This is a genomic window from Enterobacter cloacae complex sp. P13B, from assembly GCF_014895915.1.
GTDB classification, from domain to species: Bacteria; Pseudomonadota; Gammaproteobacteria; order Enterobacterales; family Enterobacteriaceae; genus Enterobacter; species Enterobacter bugandensis.
In genome coordinates this window covers 58,467-73,492 of record NZ_JADBQN010000010.1, presented here as the reverse complement: position 1 = coordinate 73,492, position 15,026 = coordinate 58,467, and the positions used below count along the sequence as shown (strand labels likewise).

Genomic DNA, 15,026 nt, shown 5'->3' with positions numbered 1-15,026 from the left:
GGCAAGACATTGTTAAAAAATATTATCGTCGGATGGCAAAGGAGCGCTGTTTATGGTTGAGTGGATATCCTTAGCCCACGCAACGTAAGGAAAGCGCATGAAATCGGGTCGCTACATTGGTGTGATGTCGGGCACCAGTCTGGATGGGGTAGATGTCGTTCTGGCCGCCATTGACGAACATATGGTGGCACAGCAGGCGAGCCTGACCTGGCCAATCCCCCTTTCGCTGAAAGAGGATATTCTGAGCATCTGTCAGGGGCAGCAGTTAACCCTCTCCCAGCTTGGTCAACTTGATGTTCGGCTGGGGGCGCTGTTTGCGGATGCGGTGCAGGCGTTAATGCAAAAAGAACACCTCCGTCCCCAGGATGTGGTCGCCATCGGGTGTCACGGACAAACCGTCTGGCATGAGCCGACTGGCGACGCGCCGCATACGTTGCAAATCGGCGATAACAACCAGATTGTGGCGAAGACGGGCGTAACGGTCGTCGGGGATTTTCGTCGCCGCGATATTGCGCTTGGCGGCCAGGGCGCGCCGCTGGTGCCTGCCTTCCATCAGGCGTTGCTGGCGCACCCTACAGAACGCCGCATGGTGCTCAACATAGGCGGGATTGCTAACCTCTCGATGCTTATTCCGGGGCAGCCCGTTCGCGGCTACGATACCGGCCCGGGGAATATGTTAATGGATGCCTGGATCTGGCGGCAGTGCGGTCAACCGTACGATAAAAACGCCGAGTGGGCGAGCGAGGGTAAAGTGGTTCTCCCGCTGCTGCAGTCCATGCTCAGCGACCCTTATTTTGCCTTACCGGCGCCGAAAAGCACGGGACGAGAATACTTCAACTTTGGCTGGCTCGAGCGCCAGCTTGCGCTGTTCCCGGCACTCGCCCCGCAGGATGTCCAGGCGACGCTTGCCGAATTAACGGCCGTGTCGATCTCTGAGCAAGTGCTGCTCAGCGGCGGCTGCGAACGCCTGCTGGTGTGCGGCGGGGGAAGCCGAAACCCGCTGGTGATGGCGCGTCTTGCCGGGCTGCTGCCGGGCACTGAGGTGACCACGACGGACGAGGCCGGCATCAGCGGGGATGATATGGAAGCGCTGGCTTTCGCCTGGCTTGCCTGGCGCACTATCGCAGGGCTGCCAGGGAATTTGCCGTCGGTAACCGGCGCGCGCGAGGCCAGCGTCCTCGGGGCGATTTTCCCTGCAAATCCTCGTCATAATCAGAGTTAACTGAAATTCAGCGCGGCGCCTCGTCGTTAGAATGGAATAAAACAGGGGGGCAGCCATGCCCTCCAGGACCAGGAAAGTCTTCGGAATACGCCCATGAAAAAACTTCTTCTTATTGCCGCGCCTTTATTGCTGTCAGGATGCAGCGTCTATAACCAGTTCCTTGAGCGCATGCAGACCGATACGCTGGAGTATCGCTGCGATGAAAAACCGCTGACCGTGAAGCTGAATAACCCGCGTCAGGAAGCCAGCTTCGTTTACGATAACAAGCTGCTAACCCTTAAACAGGGTATCTCGGCCTCCGGGGCGCGTTATTCGGACGGCATCTATGTATTCTGGTCGAAAGGCGACAGCGCCACGGTCTACAAACGCGACCGCATTGTGCTGAACAACTGCCAGCTTGAAAATCCGAAGCGTTGAGATTTTTACAGGGGCGGCGCACAATAGCGCCACCCAATCTCAAGATCAGCTAACGCCATGTCAGATAACGACGAACTGCAGCAAATTGCGCATCTGCGCCGTGAATACACCAAAGGCGGCCTGCGTCGCCAGGATCTTCCCGCTGAACCCCTCGTGCTTTTTGAGCGCTGGCTGAAACAGGCCTGCGACGCGAAGCTGGCCGACCCAACGGCCATGGTCGTCGCGACGGTAGATGAAAACGGTCAACCGTATCAGCGCATCGTCTTGCTTAAGCATTACGACGAGAAAGGGCTGGTGTTCTATACCAATCTGGGCAGCCGCAAGGCGCACCACTTAGAAAACAACCCGCGCATCAGCCTGCTGTTCCCGTGGCACATGCTGGAACGTCAGGTCATGGTCACCGGTAAAGCGGAACGTCTCTCGACCCTTGAGGTGGTGAAGTATTTCCACAGCCGCCCGCGCGACAGCCAGATTGGTGCCTGGGTATCAAAACAGTCCAGCCGGATCTCTGCCCGCGGCGTGCTGGAAAGTAAATTCCTGGAGCTGAAACAGAAGTTCCAGCAGGGGGAAATTCCGCTGCCGAGCTTCTGGGGCGGCTTCCGCATTCCGATTGAGCAGATGGAATTCTGGCAGGGCGGTGAGCATCGCCTGCATGACCGTTTTTTATACCAGCGCGAGAATGGCGGCTGGAAAATCGACAGACTGGCGCCGTAATCCCCGAAATTTGTTGATTTAAGCGCTAGCGCACACCGCGCTTGCGCTTTATTCTATGGTCCTTTCGCATCAGGCGAAAAGTCGTGTACCGGCAAAGGTGCAGTCGTTTATACATGGAGAATTTGATGGCAAGCAGTAACTTGATTAAACAATTGCAAGAGCGGGGCCTCGTGGCCCAGGTGACGGACGAGGAAGCGTTAGCAGAGCGACTGGCGCAAGGCCCGATCGCGCTCTATTGCGGCTTCGATCCCACCGCTGACAGCTTGCATTTGGGGCATCTTGTTCCATTGTTATGCCTGAAACGCTTCCAGATGGCGGGCCATAAGCCTGTTGCCCTGGTGGGCGGCGCGACCGGTCTGATTGGTGACCCGAGCTTTAAAGCCGCGGAGCGTAAGCTGAACACCGAAGATACCGTGCAGGAGTGGGTGGATAAGATCCGCAAACAGGTTGCACCGTTCCTCGACTTCAACTGTGGTGATAACTCTGCCATTGCTGCTAACAACTACGACTGGTTTGGCGGCATGAACGTGCTGACCTTCCTGCGTGACATCGGCAAGCACTTCTCTGTTAACCAGATGATTAACAAAGAAGCGGTCAAGCAGCGTCTGAACCGTGACGATCAGGGTATCTCCTTTACCGAGTTCTCCTACAACCTGCTGCAGGGCTATGACTTTGCCTGCCTGAACAAGCTGCACGGCGTCTCTCTGCAGATCGGCGGCTCTGACCAGTGGGGGAACATCACCTCCGGTATCGACCTGACCCGTCGTCTGCATCAGAACCAGGTCTTCGGCCTGACCGTTCCACTGATCACCAAAGCAGACGGCACCAAATTCGGTAAAACCGAAGGCGGCGCGGTGTGGCTCGATCCGAAGAAAACCAGCCCGTACAAATTCTATCAGTTCTGGATCAACACGGCGGATGCCGATGTTTACCGCTTCCTGAAGTTCTTCACCTTCATGGACATTGCAGAGATCAATGCGCTGGAAGAGGAAGATAAGAACAGCGGTAAAGCGCCGCGTGCCCAGTACGTTCTGGCGGACGAAGTGACCAAACTGGTTCATGGTGAAGAGGGCCTGGCCGCGGCAAAACGCATCACCGCAAGCCTGTTCAACGGTACGCTGAGCGATCTGAGCGAAGCGGACTTCGAACAGCTGGCGCAGGACGGCGTGCCGATGGTTGAGATGGAAAAAGGAGCTGACCTGATGCAGGCGCTGGTGGACTCTGAGCTCCAGCCTTCCCGTGGTCAGGCGCGTAAAACCATCGCCTCCAACGCTATCACCATCAACGGTGAAAAGCAGGCTGATCCGGAATACACCTTCGTTGACGGCGATCGTCTGTATGGCCGCTACACGCTGCTGCGCCGCGGTAAGAAAAACTACTGTCTGGTCTGCTGGAAGTAAGTAAAAGTCTCGAGGGGCGTGGGAAACCACGCCCTTTTTGTTTGTTCAGGGTTTGGTAAGAAAAAGATGAAGAACATCCTCGCCATTCAGTCCCACGTTGTGTTTGGACATGCTGGCAATAGCGCAGCGGAATTCCCGATGCGCCGCCTCGGTGCCAACGTCTGGCCTCTCAATACCGTGCAGTTCTCTAACCACACGCAATACGGCAAATGGACCGGCTGCGTGATGCCGCCTTCGCATCTCACAGAGGTTGTGCAGGGTATTGCGGATATCGACCAGCTCAAGCGCTGCGACGCCGTTCTGAGCGGCTACCTCGGCTCAGCGGAGCAGGGGGAACACATCCTCGGCATCGTCCGTCAGGTGAAAGCGGCAAACCCGGCGGCAAAATATTTCTGCGACCCCGTCATGGGACACCCGGAGAAAGGCTGCATCGTGGCGCCTGGCGTAGCGGAATTTCACGTTCGCCATGCGCTGCCCGCCAGCGATATCATTGCGCCCAACCTGATTGAGCTGGAGATCCTCAGCGAGCATCCGGTTAACAGCGTAGAAGAGGCTGTACGTGCGTCTCGCGAGCTGATAGCCCAGGGTCCGGAGATTGTGCTGGTAAAACATCTCGCCCGCGCAGGGCTGAGTCAGGAGCGTTTTGAGATGCTGCTAGTAACGAAAGATGACGCATGGCATATCAGCCGTCCGCTGGTGGATTTCGGCACGCGTCAGCCGGTGGGCGTGGGTGATGTGACCAGCGGACTGCTGCTGGTGAAACTGTTGCAGGGTGCAACGGTGAGAGACGCGCTGGAGCACGTGACGGCAGCGGTGTACGAAATTATGATTGCGACGAAAGAGATGCAGGAATATGAACTGCAGGTGGTCGCGGCACAGGATCGTATCGCGAAGCCGGAGCACTATTTCAGCGCCACACGGCTATAATCGTCCAGAGTTCGTAGGCCGGGTGAGCGTCAGCGCCACCCGGCAACACAGACGGCTCGCTTAATTCAACCCTTCCGCTTTTAGCGCCGCGGCCACCGCTGGACGCTCCGCCACGCGCGCCATATACGATGCGATGTGGTCCAACCCTTCCAGGTTCAGCTTAACCGCACGCGCCCAGCGCAGTACGGTAAACAGGTACGCGTCGGCAATGGTGAAGCGTGAACCACAAATCCACTGATCGTCTTTCAGCGATTCGTTAACATACTGCAGCTTTTTCTCCAGCAGAGCTCGAACGGTCGGCTTGTACTCTTCCGGCGTATCCGGGCGGAAGAGGGGGGTAAAACCTTTGTGCAGCTCGGTGGCGATATAGTTCAACCACTCCAGCGTTTTATAACGTGCGACGCTGCCGGTAGGGGCAAGGAGCTGGCGATCCGGTACGTTGTCCGCCAGGAATTGCATAATCGCCACGCCTTCGGTCAGCAGAGTTCCGTCATCCAGCAGCAGGGCCGGAACCTGCCCTTTTGGGTTAATCGCAAAAAAGTCATCCCCGTTTTCCAGGCGCTTTTTCATCAGATCAACGCCATCCAGCGTGAAATCTTTGCCGCTCTCGCGCAGGGTGATATGGGAAGCAAGAGAGCACGCGCCCGGTTTGTAGAACAGTTTCATCGGTAACTCCTTTTTGCTGAGGTTTCAGCTATGTTAGTGCGCGAAGGGACAAAAAAAAAGCCGCTAATCTCTTAGCGGCTTCTGTTCTGTCGTTTCTCTCAGATATCACGCGGTAGCGGTTTTATTCGCTTCCGCCGTCTTGTCGTCGTCCTGAGTCATTCGATTCAGTTTCGGCGCGGTCAGCAGCATCAGCGCCGCGATAACCGCCGTAGCGATACCAATCTGCATGAACACGGTACCGTAGACGTTCAGGGAGAGCAGCGGATCGGTCACGTTTTCTGGCACAGCCATCAGGTTCGCGATCTTACCGGCGATGATCGCCGCACCGGCAGTGGTCAGGAACCAGCTACCCATAATGAAGCCCATCAGACGCTGTGGAACCAGCTGTGCAACCATCGCCAGACCCAGACCGGAGATCATCAGTTCGCCGATAGACTGCAGCGCGTAGCTCAGGATCAGCCAGTTAACGGACACGATACCGGCGTCGGACGCAAACTTAGTCCCCAGCGGCAGCACCAGGAACGCACCAGAACAGAGCACCATACCCACCGCGAACTTGTGCGGCATTGGCAGACGATCGCCCATCTTGTTATAGATTGCGGCCAGAATCGGGGAACCGATCATGATCCAGAAGGGGTTCAGCGCCTGGAACTGCTCAGGTTCGAATGCGATACCCAGGATAGAGTGCTCAACGTTACGAATAGCGAAGAAGTTCAGAGAGGTTGGCATCTGGCTGTACAGCACGAAGAAGATAATCGCTTCCAGCATCAGAATGAACGCCACAATCATCTTACGACGGGCTGCACCCTTCATAGCGAACGCTTCTTTCGCGAAGATGACCACGATGCCCAGCGCAACTACGCCCAGAACGGCACGAGCGATACCCTGGTTGTGCAGCAGCCAGGTGGCGATCGCCGCCAGGACGACAACGCCCACGATGGTAGCCAGCAGCTTGCCCATGTGGACAGGCTCGAAGTCAGGTTTTGAACCGTAGTCTTTCACCCAGTTGCGGCAGAACAGGAAGTTTACCACGGTGATCAGCATACCCACGAAGCTCAGCGCAAACGCCACGCTCCAGCCGAATTTCGCGGCCAGCCATGGGGTTGCCAGCATGGAAAAGAAGGAACCGATGTTGATGGACATGTAGTACATGGTAAATGCACCGTCCAGACGTGGGTCATCTTTGCTGTAGCAGGTTGAGAGCAGGGAAGACGGGTTCGCTTTGAACAAGCCGTTACCCACGGCGATGGTTGCCATGCCCATGTAGACCACAGCCGCATCATGTCCTGACCATGCAACCAGACCATAGCCAATAGCCAGAACAATGGCACCCAGCATAATGACGCGCTTAGTACCGAGAACTTTATCACCCAGCCAGCCGCCGATAGCAACCAGACCGTAAACGAGGGCACTAAAGGAGGAGAACAGCGTGATGGAATCGGCTTCGGACATACCCAGCTGTTTAACCAGGTAAACCGCCATGATCCCTTGCAGGCCGTAGTAACCAAAACGCTCCCATAACTCGATAGAGAAGATGAGATAAAACGCTTTCGGTTGTTTAAAAGCGTTCAGACTCACGCTTTCATCTGTTGGTTTATTGTTTGCAGTCGACACATATACCTCTTTTTTTACATCCCATATTAACGGGGGTGTTCATAGCGTGATGGCTGTAGCCCATCCGCCTTATAGTTATATTGGGAGGAGAAACGGCGGGTAATGTTCACTATCCTGCCCCGTCTGGCAATACGTTTGTAATAATCTGTTACATATATCTTGAACGGTATAATTGTCGGTTTCTACAAATGTTATTTAGCGTTAAATTTTATACGATAACTAAAGGTAGTTTTTTCGACTGGTATACACCCAGTGCGATGGGGTTTCGGCGATATGTTCTGCTATTTGCCGCTTATTGTAGTGATATAGCCCATATTCTGAAAAATAGCTGGTCTTATCTTCCGGCTAAACGCATTTAAATCTTGCCCGGCAAAGGGTTTGCGATGACTTTGACTACAAAAAATCAACATGACGTTATCAGAGTGATCGCGATCACAGATGTATAGAAATTTTTGGCTATGAAAAAAGTATTAACCTGTTTGAGCGTTATAGAGCCGAACAAGTGACAAGTCAGAAGAAAGTAAGAGCGGACAAATAACGGCCAAAAGAAGAACGAACGGTAGCCCTTCTTTTGGCAAGGGATTATGACGGTCAGGGATAGACTTTTTCTTTATATTCGCAGAGATCTTCAATAACGCAGGAGCCGCAGCGCGGCTTTCGGGCTATGCAGGTATAACGACCGTGCAAAATCAGCCAGTGGTGGCAGTCAACCTTGAATTCGGCAGGAACCACTTTTAACAGCTTCTCTTCTACCTGCTCGACATTTTTCCCTGGGGCGAAGTTGGTCCGGTTTGAGACGCGGAATATATGCGTATCAACGGCGATGGTCGGCCAGCCAAACGCGGTATTGAGCACAACGTTCGCGGTTTTACGCCCCACGCCCGGCAAGGCTTCCAGCGCGGCGCGATCTTCCGGTACTTCGCCTCCGTGCTGTTCCAGCAGGATCCGACAGGTCTTAATCACGTTCTCGGCTTTGCTGTTAAACAGGCCGATGGTTTTGATATATGACTTCACGCCTTCCACGCCCAGCTCCAGCATGGCCTTCGGCGTATTGGCGACCGGATAGAGCAGGGCGGTGGCTTTGTTGACGCTCACATCGGTCGCCTGCGCAGAGAGCAACACCGCGATCAGCAGTTCAAACGGAGAGGTAAAATTCAGCTCCGTCGTCGGGTGCGGGTTCTCGTCCCGCAGACGGGTCAGGATCGCAATGCGCTTTTCTTTGTTCATGAGGCCTTCTCGGGTGTCCCTTCCAGAACGCTGCGCTCTGCCGCGCGGCGCTTACGTTTCTCATCAATCAGGTATTTTATCGCCAGCATCATGCCGAGGCCAATAAACGCGCCGGGCGGCAGCATCGCCAGCAGGAATGGCGTGTCGGTGTGGAACACTTCTATGCGCAGCACTTTGGCCCAGCCGCCCAACAGCGCATCTGCGCCGTCGAACAGCGTACCGTTGCCGAGGATTTCACGCAGCGAGCCCAGCACGAACATGGCGCACGTGGCACCCATGCCAATGGAAAAACCATCCAGCGCCGACATGGCCGGGCTGTTTTTCACCGCGAACGCTTCCGCACGACCCACCACGATACAGTTGGTGACGATAAGAGGAATGAAGATCCCGAGCGACTGGTACAGACCAAACGCGTAGGCGTTAATCAGCATCTGGACAATACTGACCACCGACGCAATGATCATGACGTAAATCGGAATACGAATTTCCGACGGCGTCCAGCGTCGCAGGGCAGAGATGGAGAGGTTGGTCAGGGTCAATACCAGCGTGGTTGCCAGACCCAGACCGAGCGCGTTGGTGGCGGTGGATGTCACCGCCAGCAGGGGACACATACCCAGAAGCTGTACCAGCGCGGAGTTGTTTTTCCACAATCCCTGGACAATAACCTCTTTAACCTGGCTCATGATTACTCCTCACAGGCCGGAAGATTGTTGATCTGCGCGGGCAGCGTTTCAGCGTACAGCCCGGCACGTTTTACAGCGTTTACCACCGCCCGCGGGGTGATGGTTGCGCCCGTGAACTGGTCAAACTCGCCGCCGTCTTTCTTCACCGCAAACGCGATGTGATCTTCACCATGGATCACTTTACCGGCAAAGTGCAAAATCCAGTCGCTCAGACGGGTTTCAATTTTGTCGCCAAGACCCGGCGTTTCATGATGTTCCGTCACGCGGGTGCCCAGGATGGTACCGGAGAAATCGCTGCCCACGAGCAGCTGAATGGCGCCGGAATAGCCGTCAGGCGCGGTCGCTTCCATCACCGCGCCGACCGGTTTATCCCCTTTGCGGGCGATAAAGAGGCGGTGCGGGCCTTTCCCAAGCTGCGGCGCATCTACCACAAAGCAGCTTTTTTGCAGGTCATTATCGTAGAAATCGGACGGGATCACCTGATCGAACAGCGCCTTTTGCTGCTTCGAGGCCTGTTCTTCGATGGTCGTTTTGGTCAACGCATTAACCAGTGCCGTCAGCCCCGTCAGGACCGCGGCGAAGACAGCCAGCGTGACGCCGTGTTTTTGCATCGTTTTTAACATGGCGAAACCCTTAGCGATGGCCGTACACGCGCGGACGCGTGTAATAGTCGATGAGCGGAACGGTAATATTGGCGAGCAGGACGGCAAAGGCCACGCCGTCCGGGTAGCCACCGAAGCTGCGGATGAGCCAAACCAGCAGGCCAGCCAGCGCGCCGAAGATCAGGCGTCCGCGGTTAGTCGTTGAGGCCGTCACCGGATCCGTCAGGATAAAGAAGGCACCCAGCATGGTCGCGCCGGAGAGCAGGTGCATCTGCGGGCTGGCCAGCGATTCAGGAGCGAATACCCAGCCCAGCGTGGCGCAGACCGCCAGCGTCACGAGGAAGCTGACCGGAATATGCCAGCGGATGGCCTTCTGCTGCAACAGGAACAGGCCGCCTAGCAGATACGCCAGGTTGACCCACTGCCAGCCGGCTCCTGCCAGCACGCCGCTGTAGATGGCCGATTTCATAATTTGCTCAACGCTGTGCCCGGCATGCAGGGACGTTTTAAACGTATCGAGCGGCGTCGCCTGGCTGATACCGTCCACGCCCATACGCAGCGCGTTCATATACGCACCGAGTGCGGTATGGCCGGTGAAGATCACGTGCAGAGCATCCATGAAGCCCGGAACCGCGGCCGCAATCTCGTGCGGGGGCAGCCAGCTGGTCATCTGTACCGGGAAGGAGATCAGCAGCACCACGTAGCCAATCATTGCCGGGTTAAACGGGTTATGACCGAGGCCGCCATACAGCTGTTTGGCAATAATCACTGCAAACACGGTGCCGAGCACCACCATCCACCACGGGGCAAACGGCGGAATACTGATCGCCAGCAGCAGGCCGGTGAGTAGCGCGGAGTTATCGGCCAGAATGCGGGAGACCGCCGCCTTGCGCAACTTAAGCACAAGGGCTTCCGCCGCTAAGGCGCTGGTACAGCCCAGGATTATCTGGAACAGGGTTCCCCAGCCGAAAAACCAGCACTGAACGGCAATGCCCGGCAGCGCCGCCAGGCAGACCAGCATCATGATGCGCGATGTCTGGCGCTGATTGTGGGTGTAGGGGGAGCTTGCGATTCTGAAAACCATTTAATCCTCGTTAACTGCTTGCTGTGCGGCTTTCTTTGCCTGAACGCGCGCAATGGCGGCGGCGACGGCGGCCTTGCGCGGGTCATCGTTGGCGGCCTGCGGCTGCTCTTCCTGCTGCGCCGCCTTACGGGCTTTGGCGCGGGCAATCGCCGCTTCAACGGCGGCTTTGCGCGGGTCGACCGGTGCTTCGGGTTCTGCGGCTGGCGCCTGCTGCGCTGCTTTGCGCGCTTTGGCGCGGGCAATCGCCGCTTCAACGGCCGCTTTGCGAGGGGCGACCGCTTCCTGCTCAACCACCACGCTTCGCTCACCGGCTTTGCGGGCTTTGGCGCGGGCTATCGCCGCCTCAACGGCGGCTTTACGCGGGTCGATCTCCGCCTCTGCCTGGACCGTTTGCGCTTTTTCAGCCTGACGGGCGCGTGCCTGAGCTTTACGTGCTTCACGCGCCGCAATGGCTTCGCTGTTGTCCGGCTTCTCGCCAGCCGGGATCACCACAGGCTGCGCCGCGGTGGCTTTTTTCTCGCGAACGCGCGCCAGAGCAGCGTTAATCGCATCCTGATCTTTCTCGCCAGGCTGAACGGCGGCCTGCTTATGGCGCTCCTGACGGGCGATTTTTTCGCGTTCCAGTCGCGCCTGGCGCGCTTCAAAGCGCGCTTTGGCTTCTGCGGCGCGCTTTTCTTCCATGGAGATGGCATAAATTTCAGCCTTCTCCTGGCGGAAATACTGCACCAGAGGAATGTTGCTAGGGCAGACCCAGGCGCAGGCACCGCATTCGATGCAGTCGGCCAGGTTATGGGCTTTCGCCTTGTCGTGCAGCTGGCCTTTGCTGTACCAGTACAGCTGCTGCGGGAGCAGATCCGCCGGGCAGGCGTCGGCGCAGGCGCTGCAGCGAATACAGCCTTTCTCTTCCTGCTCTTCACCCATCTCGGTCGGGGAAGGCGCGAGCAGGCAGTTGGTGATTTTAACCACCGGCACATCGAGCCACGGCAGGGTAAAGCCCATCAGGGGGCCGCCCATGATCACCATCTGATCGCTGCCCGGGCAAAAGTCAGCCTGCTCCAGCAGGTGACGCACCGGTGTACCCAGACGTGCCCAGACGTTGCCCGGACGAGAGACCGCTTCCCCGGTCAGCGTCACCACGCGCTCGGTCAGCGGCTCGCCGTCGATCACCGCGCGCTTCACGGCGTACGCGGTGCCCACGTTCTGCATCAGCACGCCGATATCCGAAGAGCGTCCGCCGTGCGGGACCTGCTTGCCGGTGAGGATCTGTGTCAGCTGTTTAGCACCGCCAGAGGGGTACTTGGTCGGAATGACGCGCAGGCTGATATCATGGCTACCGGCCAGCACGGCGCGCAGCATCGAGATAGCCTGCGGTTTATTGTCTTCGATACCAATCAGCACTTCCCGCGGCTGCAGAATGTGCGCAAGGATCCGGATGCCTTCCACCACCTGGGCGGCGCAGTCCTGCATCAGACGATCGTCGGCGGTGATGTACGGTTCGCACTCGGCGGCGTTGATAATCAGTGTCTGAATGTTATCGCCACCGCCGCGCAGCTTGACGCCGGTCGGGAAGCCCGCGCCGCCAAGCCCGGCCACGCCGAACTGATGAATGCGCTCGATGAGCGCTTCGCGGCTCTGGCTGCGGTAGTCGCTCCAGCCGTCACGGTCAATCCAGCGGTCTTCGCCGTCGGCTTCAATAATCACGCTCAGTTCCGACAGCGCGGACGGATGCGCCACCGTATGCGGCGCAATGGCGACCACCTTACCGGAGGTGGGGGCGTGCACCGGCAGCATACGTCCGCGACCAAAGGTCAGCGGCTGACCGCGAAGGACGGTATCGCCTTCTTTCACGCACAGCTCGCCCTCAGCGCCAATATGCTGCTTGAGCGGCATGACGTAACGCGTCGCCAGCGGAATTTGACGCAGCGGCGTGCCGTTGGACTGGGTTTTCATCTCTGGCGGATGGATACCGCCGTCAAAGTCCCAGATCTTCTCTTTTCTGAAAGCAGAAAATAACTTAAGCATGTTGTTCCACAGGAATATTGCGAACCGGAATGGTTTGAAGATCCCACTTCCAGCTTTCGGTAGTCGTTTCAACCGGGCGCAGCTCTATACATTGCGTCGGGCAGGGGGCCACGCAGAGGTTACAGCCGGTGCAGAGATCCGCCACAACGGTGTGCATGGCGCGGGTCGCGCCGACAATGGCGTCGACCGGGCAGGCCTGAATACATTTGGTGCAGCCGATGCAGTTTGCTTCGTCGATCACCGCGAGGGCGCGAACCGGCTCCTGGACTTCCGCATCGCCATCAACGGGCTGCGGATCGACGTTAAGCAGGGCGGCAATTTTCAGCATCACCGCTTCGCCGCCGGGCGCACAGCGGTTAATTTTTTCACCCTGAATGCCTACCGCTTCAGCGTAAGGGCGGCAGCCCGGGTAGCCGCACTGTCCACACTGACTTTGCGGCAAAAGCTCATCAATTTTTTCAACAACAGGATCGTCCTCTACCGCGAAACGGCGGGAGGCGTAACCCAGGATAAGGCCAAACACCAACCCCAGGACGCTGATAGAGGCGATGGCAATCCAGATAGCATTCATTACAACTTCACCAGACCACTAAAGCCCATAAAGGCCAGAGACATTAAACCCGCGGTCACCAGCGCAATGGCATTACCGCGAAATGGCGCAGGGATATCCGCTGCTGCCAGACGTTCGCGAATCGACGCGAACAGCACCATAACAAATGAGAAACCGACAGCGGCGGAGAAACCGTACAGCGCCGATTGCATAAAATTATGGCCAAGGTTGATGTTCAGCAGCGCCACGCCAAGCACCGCGCAGTTGGTGGTGATCAGCGGCAGGAAGATACCCAGCAGGCGATAGAGCGCCGGGCTGGTTTTACGCACCACCATTTCGGTAAATTGCACCACCACCGCGATAACCAGAATAAACGCCAGCGTACGGAGATAGATTAACCCCAGCGGGATGAGGATCCAGGTGTCAATCCACCACGCGCAGATGGACGCCAGCGTCATGACGAAGGTCGTCGCCAGCCCCATGCCCATCGCTGTTTCCAGCTTTTTGGACACGCCCATAAACGGGCACAGGCCAAGGAACTTCACCAGAACGAAGTTGTTAACCAGCACGGTGCCGACAAAGAGCAGTAAGTAATCGGTCATTATTTAGCCTGAAATAAAAAAGCCGCCTATTATCGGACAAACCGGGGCAGGCGACAACAGGTTATCTGTAAGGTTATTACGGGTTCACGAAGGTGTTTTTCACACGCGATGAACGTTTGAAATAGGGCACCAGCAGCGCCGCAGCCAGTAACGGGAAAAGCAGCTGGCGGACAGCAAGCGCGTCTGATACGGGCGAAAAAGCAAATGCCTTCACCGCCAGCAGAACCGAAATGAGCAGCCAGATAATGTAGTGCTTAGGCACACTCTTGCGGCGCTTAAAGAAGGCGATAGTCAGCCACAGGGTGTAGTACCACATCCCAATCGCGAAAACGAACGACACAAACCACATCGCTATATTCAGCACGCTTTGCGACATCAGGGTCTGAATAGCGTGAGGGGTAATCAATGCGGTGGTATAAAGCAGCAGCGCAAGCGATGCGCTTAATAAGGCAACCAGCAGCCATGCCAGTGGGGCGATTAACCAGCCTCCGATGCGTTCTCCAGGCGTTGCGGTCATGAACTCTCCCATTATCTGCGCGAAATGTTGTACAGCCAGTTTGCAGGGCGGAGAGTATATAACATTTCGCGCGGATGGCTACTTTCTTATAAAACGTAACGCCATACGGACTTCGGGACCTCGCCGACGTTGAACAAGCGTCCGCCGGACACCAGCTCCGCACGGCGATGGTCAGCGGCGCGATACATATTGATGATGTCCTGATTATCCGACAGGGTGTAGTTCAGATGGTCAAACAGTTTTTCCAGGCTCTCAAGCGAATTGATCTTGCGAAATTTTAATAAATAGTCCTGAACTGTCATATTAATAATTTTCCATATAAAAGTGAGTAATACCAGTTAAGGTAATTCGGTCGAATAATAAACGGATTAATACAGACGTAAACAGCCCACTCAGATAACGCGACGAAATTAGGAGTTTTCTTTGCTGAAATTCAGGCACCGAAGGTGATGCCTGGAAGAGAAGGTTAACCGCGTTCACCAGGGCTGGCAATACGAAACTGACACATTATGTCACTCTTTAAAGCAGCAACCGGTTACTTAGGATGGGTGACGGCAGCAGGCTCCGGCGGCTGGTAGTTATCAATATGGCTGGCTACGCCGAGCAAAATGACCGAAACCCCAAGAACAATCCATCCCGCTAATTCAATGATTCGATTAATAATTGATGCCATGATTCACTGTTGTAATTTATCCATAAATACAGGTCGCAAATGTTACAGCGCTGTTTCTCTGACGGCAAGCGCTTTGGGAACGATTCCCTTAAACAAAATCAGAAGG

17 protein-coding genes are annotated in these 15,026 nt (G+C 56.3%); 5 read left to right on the top strand and 12 right to left on the bottom strand.

All coding sequences use genetic code 11. From position 1 onward, the window contains the following. The first annotated feature begins 97 nt into the window (after positions 1-97). The 5 genes from anmK to pdxY all read left to right on the top strand — a co-directional run bounded on the left by anmK (position 98) and on the right by pdxY (position 4,680). Positions 98-1,222, top strand: a complete 1,125-nt coding sequence (gene anmK / locus IM273_RS05705; protein ID WP_028012907.1) for an anhydro-N-acetylmuramic acid kinase — start codon at positions 98-100, stop codon at positions 1,220-1,222. Positions 1,223-1,315: 93 nt separating this feature from the next. After that, the gene (gene mliC / locus IM273_RS05700; RefSeq protein WP_028012908.1) at positions 1,316-1,639 is read left to right on the top strand and encodes a C-type lysozyme inhibitor; all 324 of its coding nucleotides are present in this window, start codon (positions 1,316-1,318) and stop codon (positions 1,637-1,639) included. A gap of 57 nt (positions 1,640-1,696) precedes the next feature. After that, positions 1,697-2,353 carry a pyridoxamine 5'-phosphate oxidase gene (gene pdxH, locus IM273_RS05695; protein WP_028012909.1) on the top strand — a complete coding sequence of 219 codons (657 nt, stop codon included), beginning with the start codon at positions 1,697-1,699 and terminating at the stop codon, positions 2,351-2,353. A gap of 125 nt (positions 2,354-2,478) precedes the next feature. Then, complete coding sequence (gene tyrS / locus IM273_RS05690) at positions 2,479-3,753, top strand: tyrosine--tRNA ligase (RefSeq protein WP_028012910.1); 1,275 nt, start codon at positions 2,479-2,481, stop codon at positions 3,751-3,753. Positions 3,754-3,819: 66 nt separating this feature from the next. Next, positions 3,820-4,680: a pyridoxal kinase PdxY gene (pdxY, locus tag IM273_RS05685; protein ID WP_193050161.1), complete on the top strand. Its 861-nt coding sequence runs from the start codon at positions 3,820-3,822 to the stop codon at positions 4,678-4,680. Between the two features lie 60 nt (positions 4,681-4,740). Here the strand turns inward: pdxY and gstA are convergent, their stop codons facing one another. The 12 genes from gstA to blr form a co-directional block, all read right to left on the bottom strand. After that, complete coding sequence (gstA, locus tag IM273_RS05680; protein WP_028012912.1) at positions 4,741-5,346, bottom strand: glutathione transferase GstA; 606 nt, start codon at positions 5,344-5,346, stop codon at positions 4,741-4,743. A 105-nt stretch (positions 5,347-5,451) separates the two neighbouring features. Next, complete coding sequence (gene dtpA, locus IM273_RS05675; RefSeq protein WP_028012913.1) at positions 5,452-6,960, bottom strand: dipeptide/tripeptide permease DtpA; 1,509 nt, start codon at positions 6,958-6,960, stop codon at positions 5,452-5,454. A 591-nt stretch (positions 6,961-7,551) separates the two neighbouring features. Beyond that, positions 7,552-8,187, bottom strand: coding sequence for an endonuclease III (gene nth / locus IM273_RS05670; protein ID WP_028012914.1), 636 nt, complete (start codon positions 8,185-8,187; stop codon positions 7,552-7,554). Then, positions 8,184-8,870 carry an electron transport complex subunit E gene (locus IM273_RS05665; RefSeq protein ID WP_063621463.1) on the bottom strand — a complete coding sequence of 229 codons (687 nt, stop codon included), beginning with the start codon at positions 8,868-8,870 and terminating at the stop codon, positions 8,184-8,186. The genes nth and IM273_RS05665 overlap by 4 nt, the downstream gene beginning before the upstream one ends. Positions 8,871-8,872: 2 nt before the next feature. Further along, the gene (gene rsxG, locus IM273_RS05660; protein WP_193050159.1) at positions 8,873-9,493 is read right to left on the bottom strand and encodes an electron transport complex subunit RsxG; all 621 of its coding nucleotides are present in this window, start codon (positions 9,491-9,493) and stop codon (positions 8,873-8,875) included. 10 nt (positions 9,494-9,503) lie between these two features. Continuing rightward, on the bottom strand, positions 9,504-10,556 hold the full coding sequence (gene rsxD / locus IM273_RS05655) for an electron transport complex subunit RsxD (RefSeq protein ID WP_193050156.1): 1,053 nt from the start codon (positions 10,554-10,556) through the stop codon (positions 9,504-9,506). Then, entirely contained in the window at positions 10,557-12,578 is a 2,022-nt protein-coding gene (gene rsxC, locus IM273_RS05650) for an electron transport complex subunit RsxC (protein ID WP_193050154.1), read from the bottom strand. After that, entirely contained in the window at positions 12,571-13,149 is a 579-nt protein-coding gene (rsxB, locus tag IM273_RS05645; protein ID WP_028012918.1) for an electron transport complex subunit RsxB, read from the bottom strand. Before rsxB ends, rsxC begins: the two co-directional genes overlap by 8 nt. Then, a complete protein-coding gene (gene rsxA / locus IM273_RS05640; RefSeq protein WP_193050153.1) occupies positions 13,149-13,730 on the bottom strand; it encodes an electron transport complex subunit RsxA in 582 nt (193 codons plus the stop codon). The genes rsxB and rsxA overlap by 1 nt, the downstream gene beginning before the upstream one ends. A gap of 76 nt (positions 13,731-13,806) precedes the next feature. Beyond that, positions 13,807-14,247, bottom strand: coding sequence for a DUF2569 domain-containing protein (locus IM273_RS05635; protein WP_193050151.1), 441 nt, complete (start codon positions 14,245-14,247; stop codon positions 13,807-13,809). A gap of 86 nt (positions 14,248-14,333) precedes the next feature. Then, on the bottom strand, positions 14,334-14,549 hold the full coding sequence (gene ydgT, locus IM273_RS05630) for a transcription modulator YdgT (RefSeq protein WP_013096896.1): 216 nt from the start codon (positions 14,547-14,549) through the stop codon (positions 14,334-14,336). Positions 14,550-14,782: 233 nt separating this feature from the next. Next, positions 14,783-14,908 carry a division septum protein Blr gene (gene blr / locus IM273_RS05625; RefSeq protein WP_168733269.1) on the bottom strand — a complete coding sequence of 42 codons (126 nt, stop codon included), beginning with the start codon at positions 14,906-14,908 and terminating at the stop codon, positions 14,783-14,785. Positions 14,909-15,026 lie beyond the last annotated feature (118 nt).

Excerpts from the sequence above, each read along its gene's own strand:
- anmK (WP_028012907.1), top strand. The coding sequence starts at position 98 with ATGAAATCGGGTCGCTACATTGGTGTGATGTCGGGCACCAGTCTGGAT.
- mliC (WP_028012908.1), top strand. The coding sequence starts at position 1,316 with ATGAAAAAACTTCTTCTTATTGCCGCGCCTTTATTGCTGTCAGGATGC.
- pdxH (WP_028012909.1), top strand. The coding sequence starts at position 1,697 with ATGTCAGATAACGACGAACTGCAGCAAATTGCGCATCTGCGCCGTGAA.
- tyrS (WP_028012910.1), top strand. The coding sequence starts at position 2,479 with ATGGCAAGCAGTAACTTGATTAAACAATTGCAAGAGCGGGGCCTCGTG.
- pdxY (WP_193050161.1), top strand. The coding sequence starts at position 3,820 with ATGAAGAACATCCTCGCCATTCAGTCCCACGTTGTGTTTGGACATGCT.
- gstA (WP_028012912.1), bottom strand. The coding sequence starts at position 5,346 with ATGAAACTGTTCTACAAACCGGGCGCGTGCTCTCTTGCTTCCCATATC.
- nth (WP_028012914.1), bottom strand. The coding sequence starts at position 8,187 with ATGAACAAAGAAAAGCGCATTGCGATCCTGACCCGTCTGCGGGACGAG.
- IM273_RS05665 (WP_063621463.1), bottom strand. The coding sequence starts at position 8,870 with ATGAGCCAGGTTAAAGAGGTTATTGTCCAGGGATTGTGGAAAAACAAC.
- rsxG (WP_193050159.1), bottom strand. The coding sequence starts at position 9,493 with ATGTTAAAAACGATGCAAAAACACGGCGTCACGCTGGCTGTCTTCGCC.
- rsxD (WP_193050156.1), bottom strand. The coding sequence starts at position 10,556 with ATGGTTTTCAGAATCGCAAGCTCCCCCTACACCCACAATCAGCGCCAG.
- rsxC (WP_193050154.1), bottom strand. The coding sequence starts at position 12,578 with ATGCTTAAGTTATTTTCTGCTTTCAGAAAAGAGAAGATCTGGGACTTT.
- rsxB (WP_028012918.1), bottom strand. The coding sequence starts at position 13,149 with ATGAATGCTATCTGGATTGCCATCGCCTCTATCAGCGTCCTGGGGTTG.
- rsxA (WP_193050153.1), bottom strand. The coding sequence starts at position 13,730 with ATGACCGATTACTTACTGCTCTTTGTCGGCACCGTGCTGGTTAACAAC.
- IM273_RS05635 (WP_193050151.1), bottom strand. The coding sequence starts at position 14,247 with ATGACCGCAACGCCTGGAGAACGCATCGGAGGCTGGTTAATCGCCCCA.
- ydgT (WP_013096896.1), bottom strand. The coding sequence starts at position 14,549 with ATGACAGTTCAGGACTATTTATTAAAATTTCGCAAGATCAATTCGCTT.